This is a genomic window from Bacteroides sp. 2201st1_D9_2201SCRN_220225, assembly GCF_040928965.1.
GTDB lineage: Bacteria > Bacteroidota > Bacteroidia > Bacteroidales > Bacteroidaceae > Bacteroides > Bacteroides stercoris.
In genome coordinates, this window is the sequence record NZ_JBCODG010000002.1 from 112,839 (window position 1) to 135,692 (window position 22,854).

The following is a 22,854-nucleotide window of genomic DNA, read 5'->3' on the forward strand; positions in this document are numbered from 1 at the left end:
AAGAGAAAAACAACGATGAATTTAAGGAAAAATATAACCTACTTATTCTTTTCCTTCCTCTCCTTGTTAGCAGTTACAGCATGTTCCGATGAGGATGATGCTGTAATTGCAGGAGGAAAAGGATACTTGCAGTTACGTCTGTTTGCCGAGGGTACCACACGTGCCTTAAACGATATGGCAGATGCTAAAAAGATAGAACTCGAGTTGGACTGTGATGGTCTGACTGTCGTTCAAACTTTAGGACTTTCTTCCGTACCGGAAGCTGAAGGTGCAGGCTTGATAACAGAAAAAATAGAATTACTGACCGGTGACTATCAATTGATGAGTTACACTATTTACGGTGCAGTAAAACCGGGCAAAGATACACCGGAAGAGTTAGCATACGGCTATCCGGGCGATTTAAACTTCCAAGTCGCACAAGGACATCTCACAGAAATAGATGTTAATGTAGAAGCTACCTTACGAGGTAAAATCAGCTTTAATCTGATAAAGGACCTCTCCAATTATCAGGAAGAGATGGATAAGGTGAACAACGCATCTACACGCGCAACTGCAAAAGATGAGACACTGTTCCAGTACGACCAGATAGCCGAGGTAGACGTTACGTACAAAATGGGTAGCCAAGTGGCACGTACCTCACAAGCAAAAGTATACTTGGCAACCGATGCGGATTATTTCCACACTGATACACTTTCACTGGTTGCAGGTGAATATACCGTTACGGAAGTGAAGTATTATGACAAGAAGCGCCAGAATCTGTTGCTCGTTACCAATCCGAACATCGAGATTACCGTAGCTCCTAATGTACTTAACAAACAGGACATTGATGTAACCTATCCTGAAAACATGAAAGCCATTTCCGATTATATGGCTCTTTATGAAATTTGGAAAGCAATGGATGGTCCAAATTGGAGTTATGCGGGCGAAACTTATGTAGCCAAATCCAACTGGAAATTCGATGGTCGTCCCATCGATGAATGGGGTAATCAACCGGGTGTACAAGTAAATGCTGACGGCCGTGTGAAATCATTGGACTTGGGTTCGTTCAATGCCAAAGGAGACATTCCCGAGGCATTGGGTAAACTGACCGAACTGGAAAGCCTGTGGTTGGGAAAACATGATGATGACTTATATGAAACCGAAAGTGTTTCTTACAAATTAAGTAAATACAGTCTTTATCACAAAGGAGTGGATTTACGGAAAAACCGTTTGTCCATTGCCCGCGAAGAACTGGCTCTGCGTCATCCTCGCCGCAAAGCATCTCCCATGTGCAACCAGAAGAAACAGGCTTATACTTATGCCGAGCATGCTACATACGATGTGAACAAGGGCGATATATTCAACGGAATTACAAGCATTCCTACCACTATCAAAAACTTGCAAAAGTTGGAAATTCTGTATATCGCCAATGGCCGGATTACCAATCTTCCTGAGGAATTGGTAGAATTGCCCAACCTGACAGATATGGAACTCTATAACTGTAAGTTGGAAGAATTCCCCGAAGCATTGAAGAAGATGCAGAATATCATTGCATTGAACCTCAGTACGACTTCCATCGAAGGTGATACGGACGGTAAACAGATGATGGAAGGTTTGAATGCACTGTTCAATAGCTCTAAGAACCTACAGATACTCTATGCACAGGAATGCGGACTGACCGAATTCCCAATGGATATATTAGATGCAGAAAATCTTGTTATGCTCGACATGACGGATAATAAACTGACTAAATTGCCCCAAAAAGAAAATGCTGAATTTGCTCCGAAGTTTGCACCTATACAAGCATTCTTTGATAATAATTTGATTACCAAAGTAGAGCAGTTTTTCTGCGGAACCAATGACATTGAAAAATTCTCAATTGTCAGCAACCACATCGAAGAATTCCCGTTATTGTTTAATCAAGGTGCAATAGACGGCAAATATGCAGCTGAAACCATTGATTTTACAGACAACCGGATTTCCAAGTTCCCGGAAGACTTCAAGGGTATCCGCACTGAAACGCTTTCATTGAGCTGGAATCCGATTGGCGAGGTTAAAAACGGAGTAAGCTACTTCCCTTCTGCTTTTGCCAAAGCTACAGAAAACGGCCAGTCTCCCGAGCGCGTATCCATCCAAAACTTGGAAACAATGAACTGTAATTTGGACTCCATTACTTATACAGACGGTTTCCAGTACTTCAAGAATCTTCAGGCATGGGACCTCTCGGGCAACAATTTGCGCTACATTCCTTACAAATTCAATGTAGAGACTTTCCCGTACCTGACTGGCTTGAATCTGAGTCAAAACTGCTTCTCTAAATTTCCGATAGAGGTATTCAATGTACAAAGACTGTACAAACTTTATATCTCCAGCCAGACCGACAGAGATGGCAACACACGTTGTCTGAAAGAATTCCCAAGCGGTATGGACCAGGTATTCGGTTTGCGTTTTCTGGATGTATCGGGCAATGACATCCGGATAATTTCGGAAGAAGATTTCCCAGGCATACTGATGGAATTTAACGTTGCAGATAATCCAAACCTGGAAATGACGATTCCGTCCAGTGTTTGCGAATCAATTGTTAAAGGAACATACATGTTGGGATTTGATTCAGACCAGTACATATTAGGTTGTCCGGCATTGGATTTGGATATAAATAAATAAGAGAAATTATGAAATTGAATATACTGAATTATAAACATGTTTTAGCAATAGCTTTTATGGGGTTAGCTGTCTGTATCAGCTCTTGCAAAGATGACGAAGAAGGTATCACAGGCTTCCGACTTGATAAAGAAAGCATCGAATTGCCTGATAACGGCGGTGAGGTGGCACTTCAGATTTCAACCAACGAACGATGGACTGCTTCTTCTGATGCCGATTGGTATATGATAACTCCTGCCAACGGTGAAGGCAGCGCTGTCTGCGTGGTTAAAGCCGACTCATCATATATGTATACGCAACGTGAGGGATTGATTACTTTCCGTACCGTATCGGGCGAATATACAGTGAAGATTCAGCAAGGCGGATACGAACGTGCCATCAAATTTGAAAGCCTGCAGGACGACACGTTGCACGTACCTCATTACAAACCGCTGGACGAAGCATATGTAGACATCGAGGCTACAGCCAACGTATCTTATAAGGTAGTAATCCCGGAAACAGCCCGCGAATGGCTATATTTCAAGGACGAAAACAGCCCAAAGTACGAGGAAGAGTTTAATGCGGAAACTACCATTCCACGCAAACAAAAAGTGCGTCTTTACTTCAAGACCCATATCGAATGGGATAGCGAACGTAGAGCCGATTTGCAATATATCGAAACCGGACGTACTGACGGCATTGTATCAGAAGTAGGTGTGATTCAGGAAAAAGCTCCGCGCATCATCCCTTCAAGAACCGGCGACTCATTGGCTCTGCTGACTGTAGCGCGTATGTTGAACGTAGGTGTTCCATGGAATACCAGCCGTCCTATCACACACTGGAACAACGTCAAGACAAGACCTGTTACTTATACATACAATGACGGTACCATTGAAGAAGAACGTACTGAGGAGCGTGTTGTAGGATTTACTCTTTCCATGATTGAGACGAAAGAATCCTTACCCGACCAACTTAAGTATTTGGACCAGTTGGAGACTCTTGCCATAACATCCAATTCAAACTCTTACATCAAAGAAATTGAACTAGGTGACGTGGTCACTACACTGAAAAAATTAAAAAGTTTATCATTGTTCGGCTATGGTATTTCCAAGCTGCCCGCTTCGATAGGCGATATGGAAAATCTGGAAGAATTGAATTTAAGCGCCAACACTTTCCAAAGCTTAGACGACGTTATCAAGCCTTTGAAAAATTTAGGACCGAAACTGAAATATCTAAATCTGGCTTCTTGCCGTATTGTAGACGGTGATGCAACCAAAAACTTGGCTGATACACCTAATGGTATCGATCCCGTATCAGGACGTCATATAGGTTTGACAGGTACACTTCCTAAAGAAATATTTACCTATTTCCCGAATATGGAATATTTGAATCTTTCTTATAACTACCTGCATGGACAAGTTCCCGACCTTGCTAAAACAGACTTCGAAGGAGGAGAAATCCTGCCTAAGTTGAAATATCTCTCTATCAATTTGAACCGTTTTACAGGCAAACTACCTCAATGGATGGTCAACCACGAATATAGAGGATGCTGGGGCGCTGCCATTCTGATTCTCAATCAGGAAGGAAGAGACTATGAAGGAGATCTTGCAGGATTCGACAATGAAAGAGAATTTACCGATAACATGCCGGATTGTCCGACCGATGAGGAAGAAGAGGCACAGTTGCTTAACCTACCGATTCTTAATGATGCAGAAAAAGCGGCTGCAGCTGAATTTTCGGCAAAATATCCATGGGAAAAATATGGCAATAACTGCCCTATCTATGGTAATTGGAGATACTATAACAGAATTAAATAAATAGAATGATATACGAACTATGAATATATATACGAAACATATATTTCTTTATTGTCTGATGCTGTGTACGGCACTGTTCACAGCCTGTTCAGACGATGATGATATCCAAGAAGCATTAGCAGAAGGGCAAGGAGAAGTTATATTCACGTTCGAGCGCAATCAGGTATACAGCATCACCTCCCTTGAGGAGATGGTGCGCCTGAAAGTGACGCTCGAAAAAGACGGTGAAACAATTACATTACCTACATTTGACCTGACCGGTGACGAAAAAGCCATGACTTCCGAACCTATCCGTCTGGATAACGGTGTCTATACTGTAAAGAAATACATCGCTTATAATAATAAAGGTGTACAGGTGATGGAAGCTTATCTGGAAAGCGATAATGAACTGGTGGTAGAACACGAAAGCGTTACAACCTTCTACTTCCCTATCTCGATTCGAATTACTTACTCCAATAACATGTTGCGCAGTACTTTATTCGGAATCTGTACCGAGATATTCGGAAACGACTCTACCTTATGGCCTAAGACTTGGCGTGAAGAAAATGAGGACTTCCTTACCTGGGAAAACCTTCATTTTGAAACCGATGACTACGGCAACATCGCATACCTTTCAGAAATCGTATTCGATGAAAAATTCGCAGCCAATACCGAAAAAGGATTTGAGGGAATGAAAAAATTGCCGTCTGCCGTTGCCGAAATGCCTACTATCGAGAGTCTTGTAATCCGTAATATTCCGGAATTTGAAGAGTTGCCCGACAATCTCAACAAATCCGGCATCAGTTCAATTACGGTATTGAATACTTCATTAAAGGAGTTTCCGAAGCATTTTGAGAATATAAAACATCTCAACACCTTGAGCATCATCAACAGTAAACTCACCGAAATTCCGGCTTCCTTACAAAAACTGGAGAATCTGTTTGCTGTAAACCTGGATGGCAACGAAATAACTTCATTCCCGGCAGAACTTGCAAAGAGCTGGCAGAAACTAGTCTCATTGAGCATGCGAAACACAAAATTGCAGTCTCTTCCTGCTGAAATATTCAGTATGAAGAAAGTTTCTACTTTCGATTTCAGAAACAATCCAGACCTTTCTTCGCTGCCTGAAACACGCGGTGAAGGAGTAGCATTGGCAGGCTTTCTGCTTGATGGTTGCGGATTTACTTCAATTCCTGCAATTGCAGCAACGGAAGGTATCCGTATGTTGTCATTGGCAGACAACAAGATTACATCTGTCAGCAACAATGAATTGAGCACTACTTTACAATGTCTGATTCTGGATGGTAACCCGTTAAGCGCCGCTCCGGTAATCAATCACGAGAAATTGATGGAACTGAGCTTGGATAACTGCGGTTTGACCGAGATACCCGATGTAAGCGGATTACCCAATTTACGTTCTCTGTATGTAGCAAAAAATCATATTCAGGAAGTTAAGGCAGATGCTTTCACCAAATGCAAAATGTTTTCAACACTGGGCCTGGAAGGCAACAATGAGTTACAAAGTATTGACAATAATGCTTTCTATACCACTACTGATTACAAATTGGAAGAATCGACGAATACATCAATTGCAAGGCCTATTTATATGGTATGTGTAGACGTAGACAATTGTCCGAATCTGACCTGGGCTATTCCCGATTCCTGGAATCACATTCCAACTATAGATGTCACAAACAAAGTCGGACTCAAATTCGGTGATTCTCATGTAGTTGTTTATCATAAAAACTCCAATGGAGTAACACGTACGCAACATTGTAAAGAACCACTGAAAAATGGCAAAGAGTGTGGAAAAAACCATGATGCGCGTCCTGTGAAGGATTTTGAAGAGTGGAAAGAACAGAATCTTAAATAATGAAAGTATTTGCTCTATCCATATGTACACTATTGCTGTTTTCAGTAACAGCCTGTGAAGATGATACATTGCCTGCCGGCAATGACAATCCGGCTGTACCTGAAAACGCATATATCTGGGACAATCCCCATACCTCCTTTTTCGGACTGAAGGGGAATGTCTCCGATGTACATCAACAAATGGTTAATCCGGCCACCGGAGAAGGTACGGAAACAGAAGAGCCGTTTCATGTAACGGACTATTCCTTTGATACAAAAGGAAATCTGACTTATTATAACGGAACCGGTGCGGAACCGTCAACACGTATGTTGGGAGTAGACTTAAACTACTTCCAATATACATATGACGAACAAGGCAGAATGAGAACTATTGCCGTTTATACACTCGGTACAACTTCTCCCACGGTTTACAATATCTCTTATGATGAACAGGAACGTTATATTCCGCTGCCATTCCCTTTGGGAGAGATGAACCTCTTTTGTGTAAAAGGAGTGAAACAAATTATAGGTCCGTCAGGGAATATCTCTGAATGGAAATCGGACAATACATTCGTACATACACAAATAGTCAATGCAGGGTCTTTGTTTGAAACACGCACCAAAACAGTTTATACCTATAAAGATACAGAAACCTTGTTTCCTGAAAGCGCAACAGTTACAACATATACAAACGAGGAATTGGAAAGTACGGAAAATATTCATTATCAATGGAACGAAAAAGGTGCTTTACTCTTTTCCAAGCAAGAATGTTATACCGCTGACGGAACGCTGGAAGTGTCTGTCGCTACTAGTTACAGCGAAGCCGTGCCGCTTGCACCAGTACTTATCAAAACTGACGCACAAAGTTATGTTACGGAAATCGCCTATAGTTACGACAGTAACGGTCGGTTAAAATCAGCAATACGCAACCTGCCGGCAACAGATAATCCGGAAGAAACCCCCAAAGAGCTATATGAATACGAAGAAACGGACACACAAGGCAACTGGACAAAATCCATTCAGAAACAGAGTGAACAAATCGATTGGAGCCATTGGAGTGGAACTTTCTACGTACAACGTACAATCAGTTATCATTCCTGATAATCAAATTTACTGACAAAGCTCATTTTTTACCAACAACTCTAACAAATTCTCTCTTGAGCTTAACTCAAACAAGCGGACACACCGTTGTTCCGCTTGTTTCTGTTTTTCCGTACTCCTACGGGTAATGACTATCTCCCCCTTTTCGCCCGGAGCGAGTTTGGCTGGTATCATTACAGCAGAAAAATCCGGATCTTCCGTTTTGAACCCAACCTGAAGAGAATGATTGCTCGAATTGATTACCATGACATTTGATTTCTGCATCTGTGTCCCCAGTTTCATCGGATGAAAACGCACCAAAGTAGTACGTAATTGCAACTTGCCCAATACATACGCATATCCCGCATATTTTCGCGGCTTTCCGGGTCTTACATAGCCTTTAACCTGCAATACGAAAGGATTCTCTTTCCCGGAAAAAAATACGGTCACAGAACGATTGAACACTCCCGGTCTTCCGGCAGGGTTATAAACAATATTAATGCTGCCCTGCTTTCCTGGCAATATCGGAGCTTTGGAATAATTCGCCGTAGTACATCCGCAGGTTGTCCTGACAGTAGCAACAGCTAAAGGAGCTTTCGTTTTATTTGTAAAAATATAGGTAGCCGTAACCGGATCTTCATCTTCGGAAACAGTACCTAAATCATAAACAGTCTTATTGAAAACTATGTCTTGTGCCACGATTTCACATAAACCCAAAAGATTCGCAACAATCAGAAAAAGAATTCGCATGAGAATATCGGAAATTATATTTTTCAATAAGAGACACTCACAGCCATCCCTGCTTCCCTCACCAATGCTGCAATACGGTCCAGTTCCTCATGAGTAGCCTTTTGCAGGTCATGGTCGGGAGTTTCCCGGTCAATAGTATAAATCATCACCTGGCGGGGAGAAATCTCCTTGACGGCCTCTAACCAGGGCAAAACATATTTATCGGAAGTATTATCCATATCCTTATCTCCAAAGCCGCCTTTCAAAAACATGGTTTGGATAATGCAGTTACCCTTAAAAGCCTTCATTCCCCCGATTATCCCGCGGACGGAATAATGTCCTGCCGGACGGTCGAGCTCACGGATATAAGCTTCGTCTGCCGTATCCAGTTTCAGAATATTGTTATCCACTTTGTTCAAAGCCTCGAATACGGCAGGACGATGAATGAAAGTAGAATTGCTCAATACGCTTACCTTGGCTTTCGGAAAGTATTTGTCGCGCAAAGCAAGCGTGTCTTCTATGATTTCAGGAAAATGCGGATGTGCGGTTGGTTCTCCGTTTCCTGCAAAAGTCAGTACATCGGGTACGGGTCCGTTTTTCTGCATATCCTGCAGACGGGCTTCCAATGCGGCACGCACTTCCTCTCGTGTGGGGAGCGGCTTCTTGGGACGATGGTCGGAATTAAACCCGCACTCGCAATAAATGCAGTCGAAAGTGCACACCTTACCGTCTTCCGGCAACAGATTGATTCCCAAAGATACTCCCAAACGGCGGGAATGGACGGGACCGAATATGGGAGACGGATAAATGACAGTCATTTGATTTACTATTTACAAATTATGATTTAACAGCGGTGATTGGCGGTTTTCCGATATTTCAAAGACAAACCGCGTAATCAGCACAGCAAAGATAAGAAATAAACATCCAGATATTTCCAAAAATACGGCAGTTATTCTTCAAAACTTAATACGAAACTGCATCTGCAAGTCTGTTTTTGTATTTCCTTCTATCAAATCGTTACCCGAACCGATAGTTTCACGGTCCCGGTAAGCGGTTTGCCCGAACTTAACGAGAAACATAAAAGTTTTGTTCAAATCACAACGTATATGAGCAGAATAGCGAAAACCGCTGCCGTAGAAAGAAGGAGTATAAAACGTATAAACCAATCCTTTTTCGGAAGCATAAATCCGCGAATCGTAATCGTCCGTATGGAAATAAGTACCTTGTACGGATACGGCCAAAGGGAATCCGGAAAAAGTATAAGCGCAGGACTGGGTACATTGCCAGCCTTGTTTTCCTTCAAACTCATGCCCTTCCCCACTCTGCTGGCGAAAATAGTTGTAATCGACCGTAGTGCGGCATGAAAAAGCTCCCGGCGTATAAGCAAGCCTGCAACGGAGCTTATGATGAAAGACCGGTAACGTCACTTTCCCGCCTGTTCCCGACACATCCCTCTCCTTGCGCTTATACCGGTAATTGAGATATAGCAATAAGTCTTTCTGCGGAGAATAGGTAGCCTGAAACATTCCGTCTATTCCCTGCGAAGCCTTGCTGATGCGATATTTCCACCAGGGAAAAGAGAACATATCCAAAGAAGCGAAAAACTTCCAGTGCGCCCAGGGAGCAGCTTCCGTAGCCAGATACCAGCCGTTTTCGTTTTGCGGAGCACTTCCCTCGCCGAACGAACGCCCGAAGAAAGACCAGTAATCGTGGGAATAACAACGATGTATTAACAGCAGTTGATAACCTGTTAATATTTTATATTTCAGTTGGTTCAGCAAGGCATATCCCTGTTTGCCAACAGCCCCCTCTCCTATCCATACCAATCTTCCCCAACGGTATTTATAATCCACACCCAGATTATAAAAATCATTTCCATGCAAGTTGTATTTCGCATACTTCTTTAAATCCGGTTCATAAGGATGACTGAAACGATAATAAATGCCTGTCACCCCCACTTTCAATCTATTTTTTTCGTAAGTGAGGTTACCACCCGCCGATTGCATGACAAATGCATTCATTTTATCCGCCTCCTTCTCCGTACGGTGCAAGCCTGTTTTGTAAATGGAAGCGATTTTTCCGCCTTTCACCACTCCATCCATAGAACGGTGCGAATAGAAAGCGGAAAGTTCTAAAAAACGAAGAATTTCCACTGTTACCGCCGTTCCGCGAAAATAGTTATACGAGTCCGTAGAGCTGTGTTTCCGGATTCCCCCTCTGCGGAATTCGGATGCAGACATGGAGAAAGTTTTTCCTAATCCAAAGTCTGTGCCAATCACCAGGCCCTGCCCGAACCCCAGTTTATAATTGCCCAATGCCAAAGCTTTCAGCCTGCCCCTGTTTTTGAGTAAGCCGTAAAACGAATAGTAATCATACCCTTTCTTGTCATGCAAAGCAAAGAACGGTTCACCGGCATCCTTTTCTCCCGTTATTCCCGCCTGAAAGTAATCTCCATAGCGAAAACTGTAACGCAGTGAATGGTAAACGGCAGGTCCCAGATAGTTTTTCTCATATCCCTTGCGGGTATATAAAGGGATATCCAGACGTGTCAATACTTCTTGCCCGGCATACTTCAATACCGTTTTTAAAGAAGGATAGCGGGAAGGGCCCTCAACAGTCTTTATGCAGACGAAAGGTAACAGCAGTTCGATAGTTTGCCGGTCCATCTCCTTCACCAACTGCAACTCATAAAGAGTCTGCATCTGTCCGTTTATATAAACATACGCCAAAATATTTTCTATTTGAATATCCGTAAGGAAAGGAAATTCCTCCAATTGCCGTTTAGTGGCGGCATTGATATTGACAGGTTCTTGCAGACGAGCGGAAAGCGTTTCCAGTTCATCTTCCCAGTTTCTCTCTTCTTCATCGGCGGAGAGTTGTTCCAGATTCTCTTCCCACAGGGATAATGTCGCATTTTGAGCTACAAGCATAGGAGTTATTAACAGCATACTCATAAAAACTCCTATCTTGATTAGGGTCATCTATAATAGTGTGTTTCCGGATAATAGGCAACGAAGTTACCTTAAATTAGTTAATTGAACAAGGAAAAATGAAAGCAATGTAACAACATTACGCAGAATGGTGTACTTTTGCGCTATGAGCAAACGGTTTAACATAGTAATACTCATAACATTTCTCTCGGCAGGAGTCCTGACTTGTCATGCCCAGCAGCAACCCCAAACCGGTGCATCCAAAAGCATCTATCTCACTCCCATGTGCGTGTACAACGGCGATACGATTCCTTACGTGAAACTTCCTACCGTTTACATCTTCAAACCGCTAAAATTCAAGAACAGGCGCGAAATGGCGAAATACTACAAACTTATCCGCGATGTAAAGAAAGTGCTTCCCATTTCAAAGGAAATCAACCGGGCGATTATCGAGACTTACGAATACCTGCAGACCATTCCCACTCAAAAAGAGCGGCAAAAGCACCTGAAAGCTGTGGAAAAGGGGTTGAAAGAACAATACACTCCCCGTATGAAAAAGCTTTCCTTTGCACAAGGAAAACTGTTAATCAAACTGGTAGACCGGCAAACCCATTCCACTTCCTACGAACTGGTAAAAGCATTTATGGGACCTTTTAAAGCCGGATTCTACCAGACCTTTGCCGCACTGTTCGGAGCCAGTCTGAAAAAACAATACGACCCTACGGGAGATGATGCGCTTACGGAAAGAGTAATCTTACTGGTAGAGAGCGGGCAGCTCTGATAACTTCAGTACATCATTTAAAATTAATGCCCGCCTTACGTGCCTGCGAATGTTGAAACTGACGTTTTACGGTATATAAAGTGCCTTCTTTAACAAATTTAGAACCTGTCTGTTTAAACCAGAAAGAAACATTGTTTTTCACACAAATATCGTGAAGCTTCATAATCCAGTCGAAATTACAGATACGGGCCTCATATCCGGACTCTCCCCCTGCAACCACTTGTTCAACCCACTCTCCTATATTATAGGCATCCAAACTGATTTCTTCCAACAACGGCTCGCAAATAATAATTTTGTGTTTTATAGGAATAGCTCTGTAAACAGGCAAACGATTATCCGCACATAACTGATTTTCAACTGTACAACAGATAGTTACATTATCATATCCGTCTTTCCAATCGACAGGCAGACACTCCATAACCCTGTTTATACGTTTGGTTATCATCAGGAAATGAAGATCACTGCGTTGACGAATCATTTCCCATGCCTCAGTTCGCCACGCATCTGCATCTTCAACAAAAAAATCGGAAGTAAAACAGGTATAAACAAGAGTTCCGGACGGAATTTTAAAACTTCCGTTCTTATTCGTCCGTACAGGCAAATCGAAATTTTTCGTCTTAACCACAACCGAACTGTCAACATTTCTTTTTGCATCTCCCCGGTAGACATAACAATATCTGCATCCTTCACTGAATTTATGGCAACCGTGCCACAAATTCCACATCACCGACCTCTCTACAATACCATTCATCCGGATAAAACATCAGTTAATATTATGTTGATAAACCTGTTACTAACGTAAACATACAAAGGAAATAAATAACTGTTATATAAGCAAATAAGTTGGTTGATAAATCAAGTATAAAGCTGTTAATTACTAATATTTGTCCACTCACTTCAATTTATTGAATAAATCCCAGATAACAATGCCTGCCGTAACCGATACATTCAGAGAATGCTTCGTACCGTATTGCGGAATTTCAATGCAGCCGTGAGAATGGTCAATAACTTCCTGTTGAACACCTTTCACCTCATTCCCCATTACTATGGCATAGTTTCTGTTTTTGTCTAAAGTCAACTCATTCAGCATAATACTGCCTTCTGCCTGCTCTACGGAGTAAACCGTATAGCCTTCGTTTTTGAGGTTATCAACAGCTTCAACAGTGTTATTAACATACTTCCAATCGACGGTAAATTCCGCTCCCAAAGCCGTCTTGTGCATTTCGGCATGGGGTGGAGTAGCCGTAATGCCGCACAGATAGATACATTCAATGCGAAAAGCATCCGAAGTGCGGAATACGGAACCTATATTATGCAAACTGCGGATATTATCCAATACAACTACAAGCGGCAGTTTTTCCGCTTCCTTAAACTCCTCTGTACTAATGCGGTTCAGTTCGGTTATCTTCAGTTTTCTGTTCATAATCGTAAGGCTTTGTACCGGTCTGTACACTATGTACCGGCTCATGTCGTGCAAAGATACTTCTTTCCGTTCACATCCCTGTTAATAACCGTTGAAAAGGTGTCAATAGCGTATGGAAAAATTTTTAAAAATAATATTTGCATTATTCAAAGTAACGCATAATACGCCTGCATAACGAACAAACCAAAAAAGTTAACCTAAACTTTCAAAGACTGTATAAACACATTTTTAAGTACTATTTCACTGATTAATCCCTTTAAAGTTATTAACTTTGCGGTTATCAACAAGATGTTAATGAAGTGAGACTATAGCAGAGTAGGGAGCTTATTATCAAGAGATATAACTTTAATTGCTTACGTTAATAACCTAAGGATAAAGTTTAGCCTTGTACTAATAACTTTATGGGCAAGAAAATTTGGATTTATTTGTCCACACTATTAACAGCCTATCATCACTATCAAAGGATTTTTAAAGAAAGAAGAGAAATAAAAATTATTATTATGGATAATCTGATAGAAGCTATCAAGCAACTGAAGAAAGAGAAGAATGCAATCATTCTGGGGCACTACTACCAGAAGGGTGAAATACAAGACATAGCCGACTATGTAGGCGACAGTCTGGCTCTGGCACAATGGGCGGCAAAGACGGAAGCCGATATTATCGTGATGTGCGGTGTCCACTTCATGGGTGAGACGGCAAAGGTACTTTGTCCCGACAAGAAGGTATTGGTGCCCGACATGGCGGCGGGTTGTTCGCTTGCCGACAGTTGCCCGGCGGATAAGTTTGCACAGTTCGTTAAAGAGCATCCCGGACATACGGTGATATCCTATGTGAATACAACGGCTGCCGTAAAGGCTGTTACGGATGTAGTGGTAACTTCCACCAATGCCAGACAAATCGTAGAAAGCTTTCCCGAAGATGAGAAAATAATATTCGGTCCCGACAGAAACCTGGGAAATTATATCAACTCCGTTACAGGCAGGAATATGTTGTTATGGGACGGAGCGTGCCATGTACACGAACAGTTCTCGGTTGAAAAGATTGTTGAATTGAAGCAGCAGCATCCCGGTGCAGTGGTATTGGCTCATCCCGAATGCAAGGGCACGGTTTTGAAACTGGCGGATGTAGTAGGTTCTACGGCGGCTTTGCTGAAGTATGCGGTTGCCCATCCCGAAAAGGAATACATCGTTGCCACGGAATCGGGTATCCTGCACGAGATGCAGAAGAAATGTCCGCAGACGAAATTTATTCCGGCACCGCCCAACGACAGTACCTGTGCCTGCAATGAGTGTAACTTTATGCGGTTAAACACATTGGAAAAGCTTTATAATTGCCTGAAAGACGAATCTCCGGAAATCAAGGTGGATGCGGAAATAGCAGAGAAAGCGGTGAAACCGATCAAGAGGATGCTGGAGATTTCTGCAAAACTGGGATTATAGTGAATTATTCCCTTGTCGCTGGCATTCTTCGATGAGGGTATGAAAATGATTTCAATATTTTTTCAGGCACGGATTACATGGAATTTACGGTTTTCATAAACCGGAACCATGTAATCCGTGCCTGAAAATTTATCATAATGCAAGCATCCGCATACTTTTGCCACTTTCATTACTTGGACAGGAAGTTGCAAAGCTTATCCGTTGCCACTGCCCGGTGGCTGATTTTATTCTTCAATTCGCTTCCCATTTCGGCATATGTCTGCGTATATCCTTCCGGAATAAAGACCGGGTCATATCCGAAACCGGAAGTACCGTGCCTGTGCTTCGTTATTTCGCCTTTTACGATGCCTTCGAACAAGTGTTCCTTTCCATTGACGATAAGTGCGAAAACGGTACGGAATCGGGCTTTTCGGTTCTCCATTCCTTCCATGTCCTGCAACAGCTTCTGCATATTGGCTTCCGAATTGTGTGCATCGCCGGCATAGCGTGCCGAATACACTCCGGGAGCTCCGTTCAGGGCTTCCACTTCCAGGCCGGTATCATCGGCAAAACAATCCAGGTGGTAATTTTCAAAGATATACCTTGCCTTCAGCAAAGCGTTTCCTTCAAGCGTATCTGCTGTTTCGGGAATATCCGCATTGCAATGGATGTCTTTCATGCTGAGAAGCTCTATTTTATCTCCTAAAATGGCGGTTACTTCTTCCAGTTTGTGGGCATTGTTGGTTGCAAATACAAATTTCTTTTTCATTTTCCTTTCAATTTATCGAATCCTTCTCCATACACGCCGATAACGGAGCTTTGAGAGATGAAAGCATTCGGGTCGATGTCCTTGACCAGACGGAATATCTCGACAGACTGGCGTTTGTAGGCCAACACAACCAATACTTTCACGTTGCGTTTGCTGTACCAGCCTATACCGTCGAGTACGGTTACACCGCGATGAGTCTCTTTGGTGATGCGGTCGGCTATCTTTTCGTACTCTTTGGAAAAGATAAAGAACTGTACCGACTGACGCGCACCGTTCACGATATAATCCAGTACGATGCCGATGACGAACAGCGTTACAAAACCGAAAATCACCCGTCGCCAATCGTTGAATATGAAGTAGCAGGAACTGATGATGATAACGTCGCAAGCCATAATCATGCGTCCCAAAGTAACGTCGCGGTATTTATGGATGATGGCTGCGATAATGTCCGTACCGCCCGTACTTCCGTTGCAGTTGAACACTACGCCCAGACCCGCACCGCACATGGCTGCGCCTATGAGGCAAGCCATGAAATCCTGTCCCGGTCCCAGTATCTGAGGCGGCACTCCGTCCGCTCCGTTCACCAGCAACTGGAAAAACCATAGGAAGAAAGTCAGTCCGAAGATGGCAAATGTGGTCTTGATACTGAATTTAGGTCCTAAAATCTTGATGGCAAACGTCATCAGGACTGCATTAATGATGAAATACGACCATTGGATAGGAAATCCAGTGGCATAATAGATGATGGCTCCGATACCCGTAGTACCGCCGGTCGTAATCTGATAAGGGATAAGGAACGCAGCCCATCCCATAGCGTAAGAAATTAATCCGAAAGTGATGAAGACATAGTCTTTCAACTCTCTCATCACTTCCGCTTTGGTTGGTTTTGTGATTTGCATATTTGTTATTTGATAACAATGTTTACAATCTTCTTGGGTACTACGATTACTTTGACGATGGTCTTTCCGTCTGTCCATTTCATGGAACGTTCGTCTGCCAATACCGTTTCCTGAATAACATCCGATGCCGTATCGGCAGGGAATTCCATGTTGAAACGTGCTTTTCCGTTGAACGAAATGGTGTAGTTCACCGTATTTTCCACCAGATATTCTTCGTTGTATGCAGGCCATTGCGCGTCGCATACAGAACCTGTGTTACCTAATGTCTCCCACAATTCCTCACATACGTGCGGAGCGAAAGGAGCCAACGTAACGGTAAGCTGATTCAATATCTCTTTCTTGCTGCATTTCAGCGCGGACAGCTCGTTTACGCAAATCATAAAGGCGCTGATGCTTGTATTGTAAGAGAACTGTTCAATGTCTCCCGTCACTTTTTTGATGAGCTTGTGCAAGGATTTCAGCTCTTCTTTGCCGGCAGCTTCATCAGTTACCAGGTAGTTGCCGGTACGGTCGTAGAACAGCGACCAGAACTTCCTGATGAAGCGGTGTACGCCGTCGATACCGTTCGTATCCCAGGGCTTGGACTGTTCTACAGGGCCGAGGAACATCTCATACATACGCAGCGTATCCGCACCGTATTTCTCTACAATCATATCGGGATTAACCACGTTGAACATGGATTTGCTCATTTTTTCAACCGCCCAGCCGCAGATGTATTTGCCGTCTTCCAGGATAAACTCTGCGGTAGCATACTCAGGACGCCATGCCTTGAACGCTTCCGTGTCGAGAACGTCGTTGGACACGATATTGACATCCACGTGGAGCGGGGTAGTGTCGTACTGGTCTTTCAGGTTCAGCGATACGAATGTATTGGTATCCTTGATGCGATATACAAAGTTGCTTCTTCCCTGAATCATACCCTGGTTCACCAGTTTTTGGAACGGTTCTTCAACGGCGGATACGCCGAGGTCGTGCAGGAATTTGTTCCAGAAACGGGAGTAGATCAGGTGTCCGGTAGCATGTTCCGTACCACCTACGTAGAGGTCTACGTTGCGCCAGTATTCATCCACTTTCTTGTCGATGAGTGCCGTATGGTTGCGCGGGTCCATATAGCGCAGGTAGTATGCGCTCGAACCTGCAAATCCCGGCATGGTGTTCAGTTCCAGCGGGAAAACGGTTATATTGTCAATCCTTTCATTATCGACCACGCATTTGTTTGCCGTGTCCCAAGCCCATTTAGAGGCATGTCCCAACGGCGGTTCGCCCGTTTCGGTGGGCAGGAATTTAGCCACTTCAGGAAGTTCCAGCGGCAGGCAGCTTTCATCAATCATATAAGGCATTCCGTCCTTGTAGTAAACCGGGAACGGTTCGCCCCAATAGCGCTGGCGCGAGAAGATGGCGTCGCGCAGGCGGAAGTTTACTTTTACGCGTCCCAGATTATGTTCTTTCACATATTTCTTGGTGGCGGCGATGGCTTCCTTGACAGTCAGTCCGTTCAGGTTGAGGTCGCAATAAGGCTCTGTACCTGCTTTCGGAGAGTTACATACGATACCCTCTTTGGCATCGAAACTTTCTTCGCTTACATCGCAGCCTTCCACCAGCGGAACGATAGGCAGGTTGAAGTGCTTGGCAAAAGCGTAGTCGCGGCTGTCGTGTGCAGGTACGGCCATGATGGCGCCTGTTCCGTATCCTGCTAATACGTAGTCGCTAATCCAGATGGGCACTGCTTCGCCCGTAAAGGGATTGACGGCATAGCTTCCGGAGAATACGCCGGTGACGCTGCGGTCGGAGATGCGTTCGCGTTCGGTACGTTTCTTGGTACGCTCCAGGTAGGCGTCCACATCGGCTTTCTGTTCCAGAGTGGTTACTTGGGCCACCAATTCGCTTTCGGGAGCCAGTACCATGAAGGTAACTCCGAACATGGTATCTGCACGGGTGGTGAAAATGGTAAATTCCAAATCGCTGTCCTTTACCTTGAATTGGATTTCGGCACCTTCACTGCGGCCTATCCAGTTTTTCTGCGTCTCTTTCAGAGATTCGGTCCAGTCGATGGTGTCAAGTCCGTCCAGCAGGCGTTGTGCGTAGGCAGATACGCGCAGACACCACTGGCGCATCTTTTTCTGGACTACGGGGAAGCCGCCGCGTTCCGATACGCCGTTTACCACCTCGTCATTGGCAAGCACGGTACCCAGTTGCGGACACCAGTTTACCATTGTTTCACCCAGATAGGCGATGCGGTAGTTCATCAGGACTTCCTGCTGCTCTTTTTCGCTCATGGCATTCCACTCATCGGCAGTGAAATGCAGTTCTTCGCTGCATGCGGCATTCAGTCCTTCGTTACCGGATTTGGCGAATGCTTCTGTCAGTTCTTCGATAGGGCGTGCTTTCTTTTCGTCATTGCAGTAGTAGCTGTTGAACATCTTCTGGAACGCCCATTGTGTCCAGTGATAGTATTCCGGGTCGCAGGTACGGATTTCACGGTTCCAATCGAAAGAGAAACCTATCTTATCCAGTTGCTCGCGATAGCGGTTGATATTGTTGACGGTGGTAATGGCCGGATGTTGTCCGGTTTGTATGGCGTATTGCTCTGCGGGCAGGCCGTAAGCATCGTATCCCATAGGATTCAGGACATTGAAACCTTGCAGACGTTTGTAACGGGCATAGATGTCCGAAGCGATGTATCCCAACGGATGACCCACGTGCAGACCTGCGCCGCTGGGGTAGGGAAACATGTTCAGTACATAGTATTTTTGCTTTGTTTCGTCTTCCGTCACCTGGTAGGTTTTGTTCTCCACCCACCGTTTCTGCCATTTCTTTTCAATCTCTCTGAAATTGTATTCCATAATGGTTGTAATTATATTGTTGAAAACTTGTTGATATACTTACTAAAACTTGTTGATAGCCCGTTTAATTTGGTTTATATCCTGTTAATTAAACGGTGCAAAGTTAAGGGTTTATTTTCAGATTTGTAGCGAAGTAGGGTAAAAAAACAGCATGGAATACTTGACAATACGCTTTTTATTCGCTATATTTGTGAAGTGCTTTTAAAACTAATTTTTTGTTTGTAATACAAATAATGGCTGAATTACTTCAATAGGATTTTACAAAAAAGATTTTTTAGGATATTTCAAAGGGTGTAATCTGTGAAGATTGCATCCTTTTTTGTTTGTATTTATTACAAGTGTCGCGATAGGGGGAAAACAGGCTGTTAATAAATTCGGAGAGAATTTTACTATAATTTTTTTCGAATTATAGTAAAATTGCAGAAAGGTTTATTAAGAGCGTTTTTTTGTTGTACTGAAAAAGGAAACCACTTGTTGTGAATACCGGCTTTTCCATATACTATGTGGGAGCGAAGAATCATTACATTTCCCGTTCTGTTGTGCTGTCCGGCTGGTATGTATCGGGCGGAAAAAAAGGAAAGAAATCCATGTTTTCGGGGCAAATATCCCCTTGTTTTATGCTGTTTACGCCAAATAAATTTTTAATATTCAATATTTTAACGGGATATTTTCATTCTGTATTTATCCCCCTGCATCTATGTTCTTGTTTGTGTTTTGCTTTCTATATTTGTTTTCCGGCATTCCGCAGGGCGGGATACGGTTATTATTATTTCTTTAAATACAATATCATGATATGAAACAGACATTTGCTTTTATTTCTCCCGTAGTAGATTCTACGCAAAGTGCTATCCGTACCGAAGCCTACGAACAGGGTGTGGACTTGTATAACCGGGGTGAGTATGTACAGGCTTTTCATAGTTTGCTGGATTATTTGAACGCGGACTTTCGTACCAAGTACGGTAATGCCGACGGTACGGAGTTTCACATTCCTCATGGTTCCATTCTTGTACATATCCGTATTGCCGACGGTTTTTTCCATATCAATGCCGATTTCCTGAATCTGCCGGAAAAGGGTAGGGTAGCCATGCTCCGTCAGGTGGCGGACTTGAACCTGAATAAATTGTTATTGCCCCGCTTCGTAAAGAACAGTGATAAGTTGAATATGGAATATGTTTGTCCGCTTTCACAGAGTCATCCGCATAAAATGTATTTCGTGCTTCAGAATATCTGCCACATAGGCGATAAGTATGACGATGAGTTCTGTACGAAATTTGGCGCTACCCGCTGTTACGAGCCGCAGGTGACTCCGTATCCGCAGGAAGAGGTAGACCGCATTTATGAAGGCATACAGACATTGGGACGCGAAACGTTGGAGGCACTCAAAGAGTATGGGGCCGACCGCCGGTACGGTTATTCGTGGAATGTGCTGGATACCGCTTTCTACCAGATTTCCTATTTTGCACATCCTCAGGGACAATTACTGAACGACCTTGACAAGGCAGTGAATGATATGGATGCCGACCTGCCTACGGAAGAGGTTGTATCAAAAGGAAAAGCATTTCTTGAAAAGCTGCTTGCCGTTCCGAAGGAAAAACTGGCGGAAGACCTTTACTACACGGACACGTTGGTATCTGCAAAGCGCCGTTCTTCCCTAAAAAACGTGCAGGAGAATTTTATGAATGTCTATAAAGAAGCCACCGAAGCCATCCAGTCGGAGAATTATGAACGCAGTGCGGTACGCTTGCTTTATGTGTTCTACGAAGCTTATTTCTATAATGATATGCAGGACGATATCAATGCCGTTATATCAAAAGCTTTGAAGAAGGCAGGCAACCGCTCTTTGGAAGAGGCCTCTGAAATTCTTTACAACGCTATGGACAAGATTATGGAAGGCGATTTGGACGATGAGGATGAGACGGACTTTGCTGCCGGCATGGAACAGGTGCAGAAAATTACGGAAACCATGGGAAGTGACGACATGCAGGTGTTGCAACAGAAAATGGCGGAAGCCATGATGAGCGGTAATATGCAGGAATACTCCCGGCTGATGCTTGAAATGCAGAAGAAGGTGATGGGAATTATGAATTAACTTAACGGTATCTAAACTATATATTATGGATCAGAACATTTATAAACTCGTATATAAGGTGACACATGCCGGCGGTTCCGGAAGCTGTTTCTATCTGAAATCTTATAATCTTTTTGTAACGAACTACCATGTGGTGAACGGTTTCCATACTGTTGCCATACATGATAACGACCGGAATCCTTACCTTGCCAAAGTGGTGCTCGTAAATCCTTCTTTGGATATTGCCTTATTGGCTGTGGATGCAGACTTTTCAGCTCTTCCCGAACTGAGCCTGGCTGCGGACGATTCATTGGCCATCGGCGGAAAGGTCAGTGTGGCGGGGTATCCTTACGGCATGCCTTTTACGGTAACGGAAGGGTCGGTTTCCTCGCCCAAGCAGCTTATGGAAGGAAAATATTATATACAGACCGATGCTGCCGTAAATCCCGGCAATTCGGGCGGACCTATCTTCAATGAAAACAGTGAAGTGGTGGGAGTAACGGTAAGCAAGTTCACCAATGCGGACAATATGGGGTTCGGTGTGCGTGTAGAGGCATTGCGTAAGCTTTTGGAGTCGGTTGACGGGGTTGACCGCAATACATTCCAGGTACAGTGCGACAGTTGCGATGAGCTGATATCCGAGGAAGAGGAATTTTGTCCTTCCTGCGGCGAAAAGTTGCCGGAAGAAGTTTTTGCGGAGCGTGAACAGTCGCCTTTGAGTGTGTTCTGCGAACAGGCCATTGCCGAAATGGGAGTTAACCCTATCCTTGCGCGGGACGGTTACGATTCGTGGACGTTTCATAAAGGGAGTTCGGAGATTCGTATTTTTGTGTATGAAAACCACTACTGTCCCGTAAAAGTGGATAAATAGTTCTTTGAAATTATTGAAATATAGTCAATTACACGGTTTTTTGAAATGAAACGGACTTGATTTTGCAACTTTGCAGTCTAATACAAATGGCTGCTATGTTCCAAGACAAATACGTATTCTCTCAATTAACCGCTTTTCTGAACAGGACTCAGTTCAACAACTATGTTCGCAAGTATGATGGCAACAGATATGTGAAACATTTCACTTGCTGGAATCAGATGCTCGCGATGATGTTTGGACAACTGAGTAACCGTGAGAGCCTGCGAGACTTAGTCGTTGCTTTCGAGGCGCATAGGGCCAAGCAATATCATCTTGGTTTAGGTCGTGAACCGATAGCCAAGACAACTCTTGCGACAGCGAACCAGAACCGTGATTACAGAATCTTCGAAGACTTTGCATTCTATATGATGAAGGAAGCCTGCGAGAAGCGGACGACCAACATCCTTGACATTTCCGGAAAGAAATATGCGTTTGATTCAACAACGATTCCGTTGTGTCTTGCAACATTCCCATGGGCAAAGTTCCGAAGCAAGAAAGGAGGGGTGAAAGCTCATGTCTTATACGACATTGAAGCACAAGTTCCTGCCTTCTATACTGTAACTACTGCATCAAAGCATGATTCCACAGCAATGTCTTCAATCCATTATGAACCAAATGCTTATTATATATTCGACAGGGCTTATGACTCCTTTAAAGAACTCTATAGGATACATCTTACAGACTCTTTCTTTGTTGTCAGAGCCAAGACGAACTTAAAGTATAAGACAGTCAGATGGA

At 43.6% G+C, this 22,854-nt stretch carries 16 protein-coding genes and 1 pseudogene; 9 read left to right on the forward strand and 8 right to left on the reverse strand.

The annotated features are described in order from the left end of the window. The first annotated feature begins 15 nt into the window (after window positions 1–15). From AB5903_RS01130 to AB5903_RS01145, 4 genes are read left to right on the forward strand one after another with little or no spacing between them, the layout of a single operon-like run. Window positions 16–2,643 (forward strand): DUF4458 domain-containing protein, encoded by a 2,628-nt coding sequence (locus AB5903_RS01130; protein WP_368117600.1) that lies wholly within the window; start codon window positions 16–18, stop codon window positions 2,641–2,643. Between the two features lie 8 nt (window positions 2,644–2,651). Beyond that, on the forward strand, window positions 2,652–4,436 hold the full coding sequence (locus AB5903_RS01135) for a BACON domain-containing carbohydrate-binding protein (RefSeq protein WP_060386053.1): 1,785 nt from the start codon (window positions 2,652–2,654) through the stop codon (window positions 4,434–4,436). A 19-nt stretch (window positions 4,437–4,455) separates the two neighbouring features. Beyond that, window positions 4,456–6,288 carry a leucine-rich repeat domain-containing protein gene (locus tag AB5903_RS01140; protein WP_131796843.1) on the forward strand — a complete coding sequence of 611 codons (1,833 nt, stop codon included), beginning with the start codon at window positions 4,456–4,458 and terminating at the stop codon, window positions 6,286–6,288. Then, window positions 6,288–7,367, forward strand: coding sequence for a hypothetical protein (locus tag AB5903_RS01145; protein ID WP_060386055.1), 1,080 nt, complete (start codon window positions 6,288–6,290; stop codon window positions 7,365–7,367). Before AB5903_RS01140 ends, AB5903_RS01145 begins: the two co-directional genes overlap by 1 nt. Before the next feature lie 9 nt (window positions 7,368–7,376). Here AB5903_RS01145 and AB5903_RS01150 read toward each other — a convergent pair whose 3' ends face one another. The 3 genes from AB5903_RS01150 to AB5903_RS01160 form a co-directional block, all read right to left on the reverse strand. Next, complete coding sequence (locus AB5903_RS01150) at window positions 7,377–8,045, reverse strand: DUF1573 domain-containing protein (RefSeq protein WP_195658468.1); 669 nt, start codon at window positions 8,043–8,045, stop codon at window positions 7,377–7,379. Window positions 8,046–8,119: 74 nt separating this feature from the next. Continuing rightward, complete coding sequence (locus tag AB5903_RS01155; protein ID WP_060386057.1) at window positions 8,120–8,893, reverse strand: radical SAM protein; 774 nt, start codon at window positions 8,891–8,893, stop codon at window positions 8,120–8,122. A 138-nt stretch (window positions 8,894–9,031) separates the two neighbouring features. Then, the gene (locus AB5903_RS01160) at window positions 9,032–11,056 is read right to left on the reverse strand and encodes a helix-hairpin-helix domain-containing protein (protein WP_195658469.1); all 2,025 of its coding nucleotides are present in this window, start codon (window positions 11,054–11,056) and stop codon (window positions 9,032–9,034) included. Window positions 11,057–11,153: 97 nt separating this feature from the next. Between AB5903_RS01160 and AB5903_RS01165 the strand changes: the two genes are divergently transcribed. Continuing rightward, window positions 11,154–11,786 (forward strand): DUF4294 domain-containing protein, encoded by a 633-nt coding sequence (locus AB5903_RS01165; protein WP_117858554.1) that lies wholly within the window; start codon window positions 11,154–11,156, stop codon window positions 11,784–11,786. A gap of 13 nt (window positions 11,787–11,799) precedes the next feature. Here the strand turns inward: AB5903_RS01165 and AB5903_RS01170 are convergent, their stop codons facing one another. Together AB5903_RS01170 and AB5903_RS01175 are read right to left on the reverse strand one after the other, a co-directional pair. Further along, entirely contained in the window at window positions 11,800–12,537 is a 738-nt protein-coding gene (locus AB5903_RS01170) for a DUF5131 family protein (RefSeq protein ID WP_117858555.1), read from the reverse strand. A gap of 141 nt (window positions 12,538–12,678) precedes the next feature. Beyond that, window positions 12,679–13,209 carry an RNA methyltransferase gene (locus tag AB5903_RS01175; RefSeq protein ID WP_195658470.1) on the reverse strand — a complete coding sequence of 177 codons (531 nt, stop codon included), beginning with the start codon at window positions 13,207–13,209 and terminating at the stop codon, window positions 12,679–12,681. A 401-nt stretch (window positions 13,210–13,610) separates the two neighbouring features. Here AB5903_RS01175 and nadA point away from each other — a divergent pair, with 401 nt between their 5' ends. Continuing rightward, entirely contained in the window at window positions 13,611–14,648 is a 1,038-nt protein-coding gene (gene nadA, locus AB5903_RS01180) for a quinolinate synthase NadA (protein ID WP_272709701.1), read from the forward strand. 169 nt (window positions 14,649–14,817) lie between these two features. Here the strand turns inward: nadA and AB5903_RS01185 are convergent, their stop codons facing one another. The 3 genes from AB5903_RS01185 to leuS are packed head-to-tail and all read right to left on the reverse strand — an operon-like array spanning window position 14,818 to window position 19,138. Continuing rightward, entirely contained in the window at window positions 14,818–15,396 is a 579-nt protein-coding gene (locus AB5903_RS01185; RefSeq protein WP_005655780.1) for a non-canonical purine NTP diphosphatase, read from the reverse strand. Then, window positions 15,393–16,295, reverse strand: coding sequence for a YitT family protein (locus AB5903_RS01190; RefSeq protein ID WP_005655782.1), 903 nt, complete (start codon window positions 16,293–16,295; stop codon window positions 15,393–15,395). Before AB5903_RS01190 ends, AB5903_RS01185 begins: the two co-directional genes overlap by 4 nt. A 5-nt stretch (window positions 16,296–16,300) precedes the next feature. Further along, the gene (gene leuS / locus AB5903_RS01195; protein ID WP_272709700.1) at window positions 16,301–19,138 is read right to left on the reverse strand and encodes a leucine--tRNA ligase; all 2,838 of its coding nucleotides are present in this window, start codon (window positions 19,136–19,138) and stop codon (window positions 16,301–16,303) included. 793 nt (window positions 19,139–19,931) lie between these two features. On the opposite strand from leuS, the gene AB5903_RS01200 reads away from it, so the two are divergent. The 3 genes and pseudogenes from AB5903_RS01200 to AB5903_RS01210 form a co-directional block, all read left to right on the forward strand. Then, a complete protein-coding gene (locus tag AB5903_RS01200) occupies window positions 19,932–21,227 on the forward strand; it encodes a hypothetical protein (RefSeq protein WP_368117601.1) in 1,296 nt (431 codons plus the stop codon). A 25-nt stretch (window positions 21,228–21,252) separates the two neighbouring features. Next, a pseudogene (locus AB5903_RS01205) lies at window positions 21,253–22,047 on the forward strand (trypsin-like peptidase domain-containing protein); the annotation flags it as partial. A 125-nt stretch (window positions 22,048–22,172) separates the two neighbouring features. Further along, on the forward strand, window positions 22,173–22,854 hold a 682-nt coding region (locus tag AB5903_RS01210; RefSeq protein ID WP_368117602.1), incomplete at its 3' end, for an IS4 family transposase.

What these genes read in the sequence shown, in the direction of transcription:
- AB5903_RS01165 (WP_117858554.1), top strand. Translation starts at nt 11,154, where the DNA reads ATGGTGTACTTTTGCGCTATGAGCAAACGGTTTAACATAGTAATACTC.
- AB5903_RS01175 (WP_195658470.1), bottom strand. Translation starts at nt 13,209, where the DNA reads ATGAACAGAAAACTGAAGATAACCGAACTGAACCGCATTAGTACAGAG.
- AB5903_RS01135 (WP_060386053.1), top strand. Translation starts at nt 2,652, where the DNA reads ATGAAATTGAATATACTGAATTATAAACATGTTTTAGCAATAGCTTTT.
- AB5903_RS01200 (WP_368117601.1), top strand. Translation starts at nt 19,932, where the DNA reads ATGAAACAGACATTTGCTTTTATTTCTCCCGTAGTAGATTCTACGCAA.
- nadA (WP_272709701.1), top strand. Translation starts at nt 13,611, where the DNA reads ATGGGCAAGAAAATTTGGATTTATTTGTCCACACTATTAACAGCCTAT.
- leuS (WP_272709700.1), bottom strand. Translation starts at nt 19,138, where the DNA reads ATGGAATACAATTTCAGAGAGATTGAAAAGAAATGGCAGAAACGGTGG.
- AB5903_RS01170 (WP_117858555.1), bottom strand. Translation starts at nt 12,537, where the DNA reads ATGAATGGTATTGTAGAGAGGTCGGTGATGTGGAATTTGTGGCACGGT.
- AB5903_RS01190 (WP_005655782.1), bottom strand. Translation starts at nt 16,295, where the DNA reads ATGCAAATCACAAAACCAACCAAAGCGGAAGTGATGAGAGAGTTGAAA.
- AB5903_RS01185 (WP_005655780.1), bottom strand. Translation starts at nt 15,396, where the DNA reads ATGAAAAAGAAATTTGTATTTGCAACCAACAATGCCCACAAACTGGAA.
- AB5903_RS01155 (WP_060386057.1), bottom strand. Translation starts at nt 8,893, where the DNA reads ATGACTGTCATTTATCCGTCTCCCATATTCGGTCCCGTCCATTCCCGC.
- AB5903_RS01140 (WP_131796843.1), top strand. Translation starts at nt 4,456, where the DNA reads ATGAATATATATACGAAACATATATTTCTTTATTGTCTGATGCTGTGT.
- AB5903_RS01160 (WP_195658469.1), bottom strand. Translation starts at nt 11,056, where the DNA reads ATGACCCTAATCAAGATAGGAGTTTTTATGAGTATGCTGTTAATAACT.
- AB5903_RS01145 (WP_060386055.1), top strand. Translation starts at nt 6,288, where the DNA reads ATGAAAGTATTTGCTCTATCCATATGTACACTATTGCTGTTTTCAGTA.
- AB5903_RS01130 (WP_368117600.1), top strand. Translation starts at nt 16, where the DNA reads ATGAATTTAAGGAAAAATATAACCTACTTATTCTTTTCCTTCCTCTCC.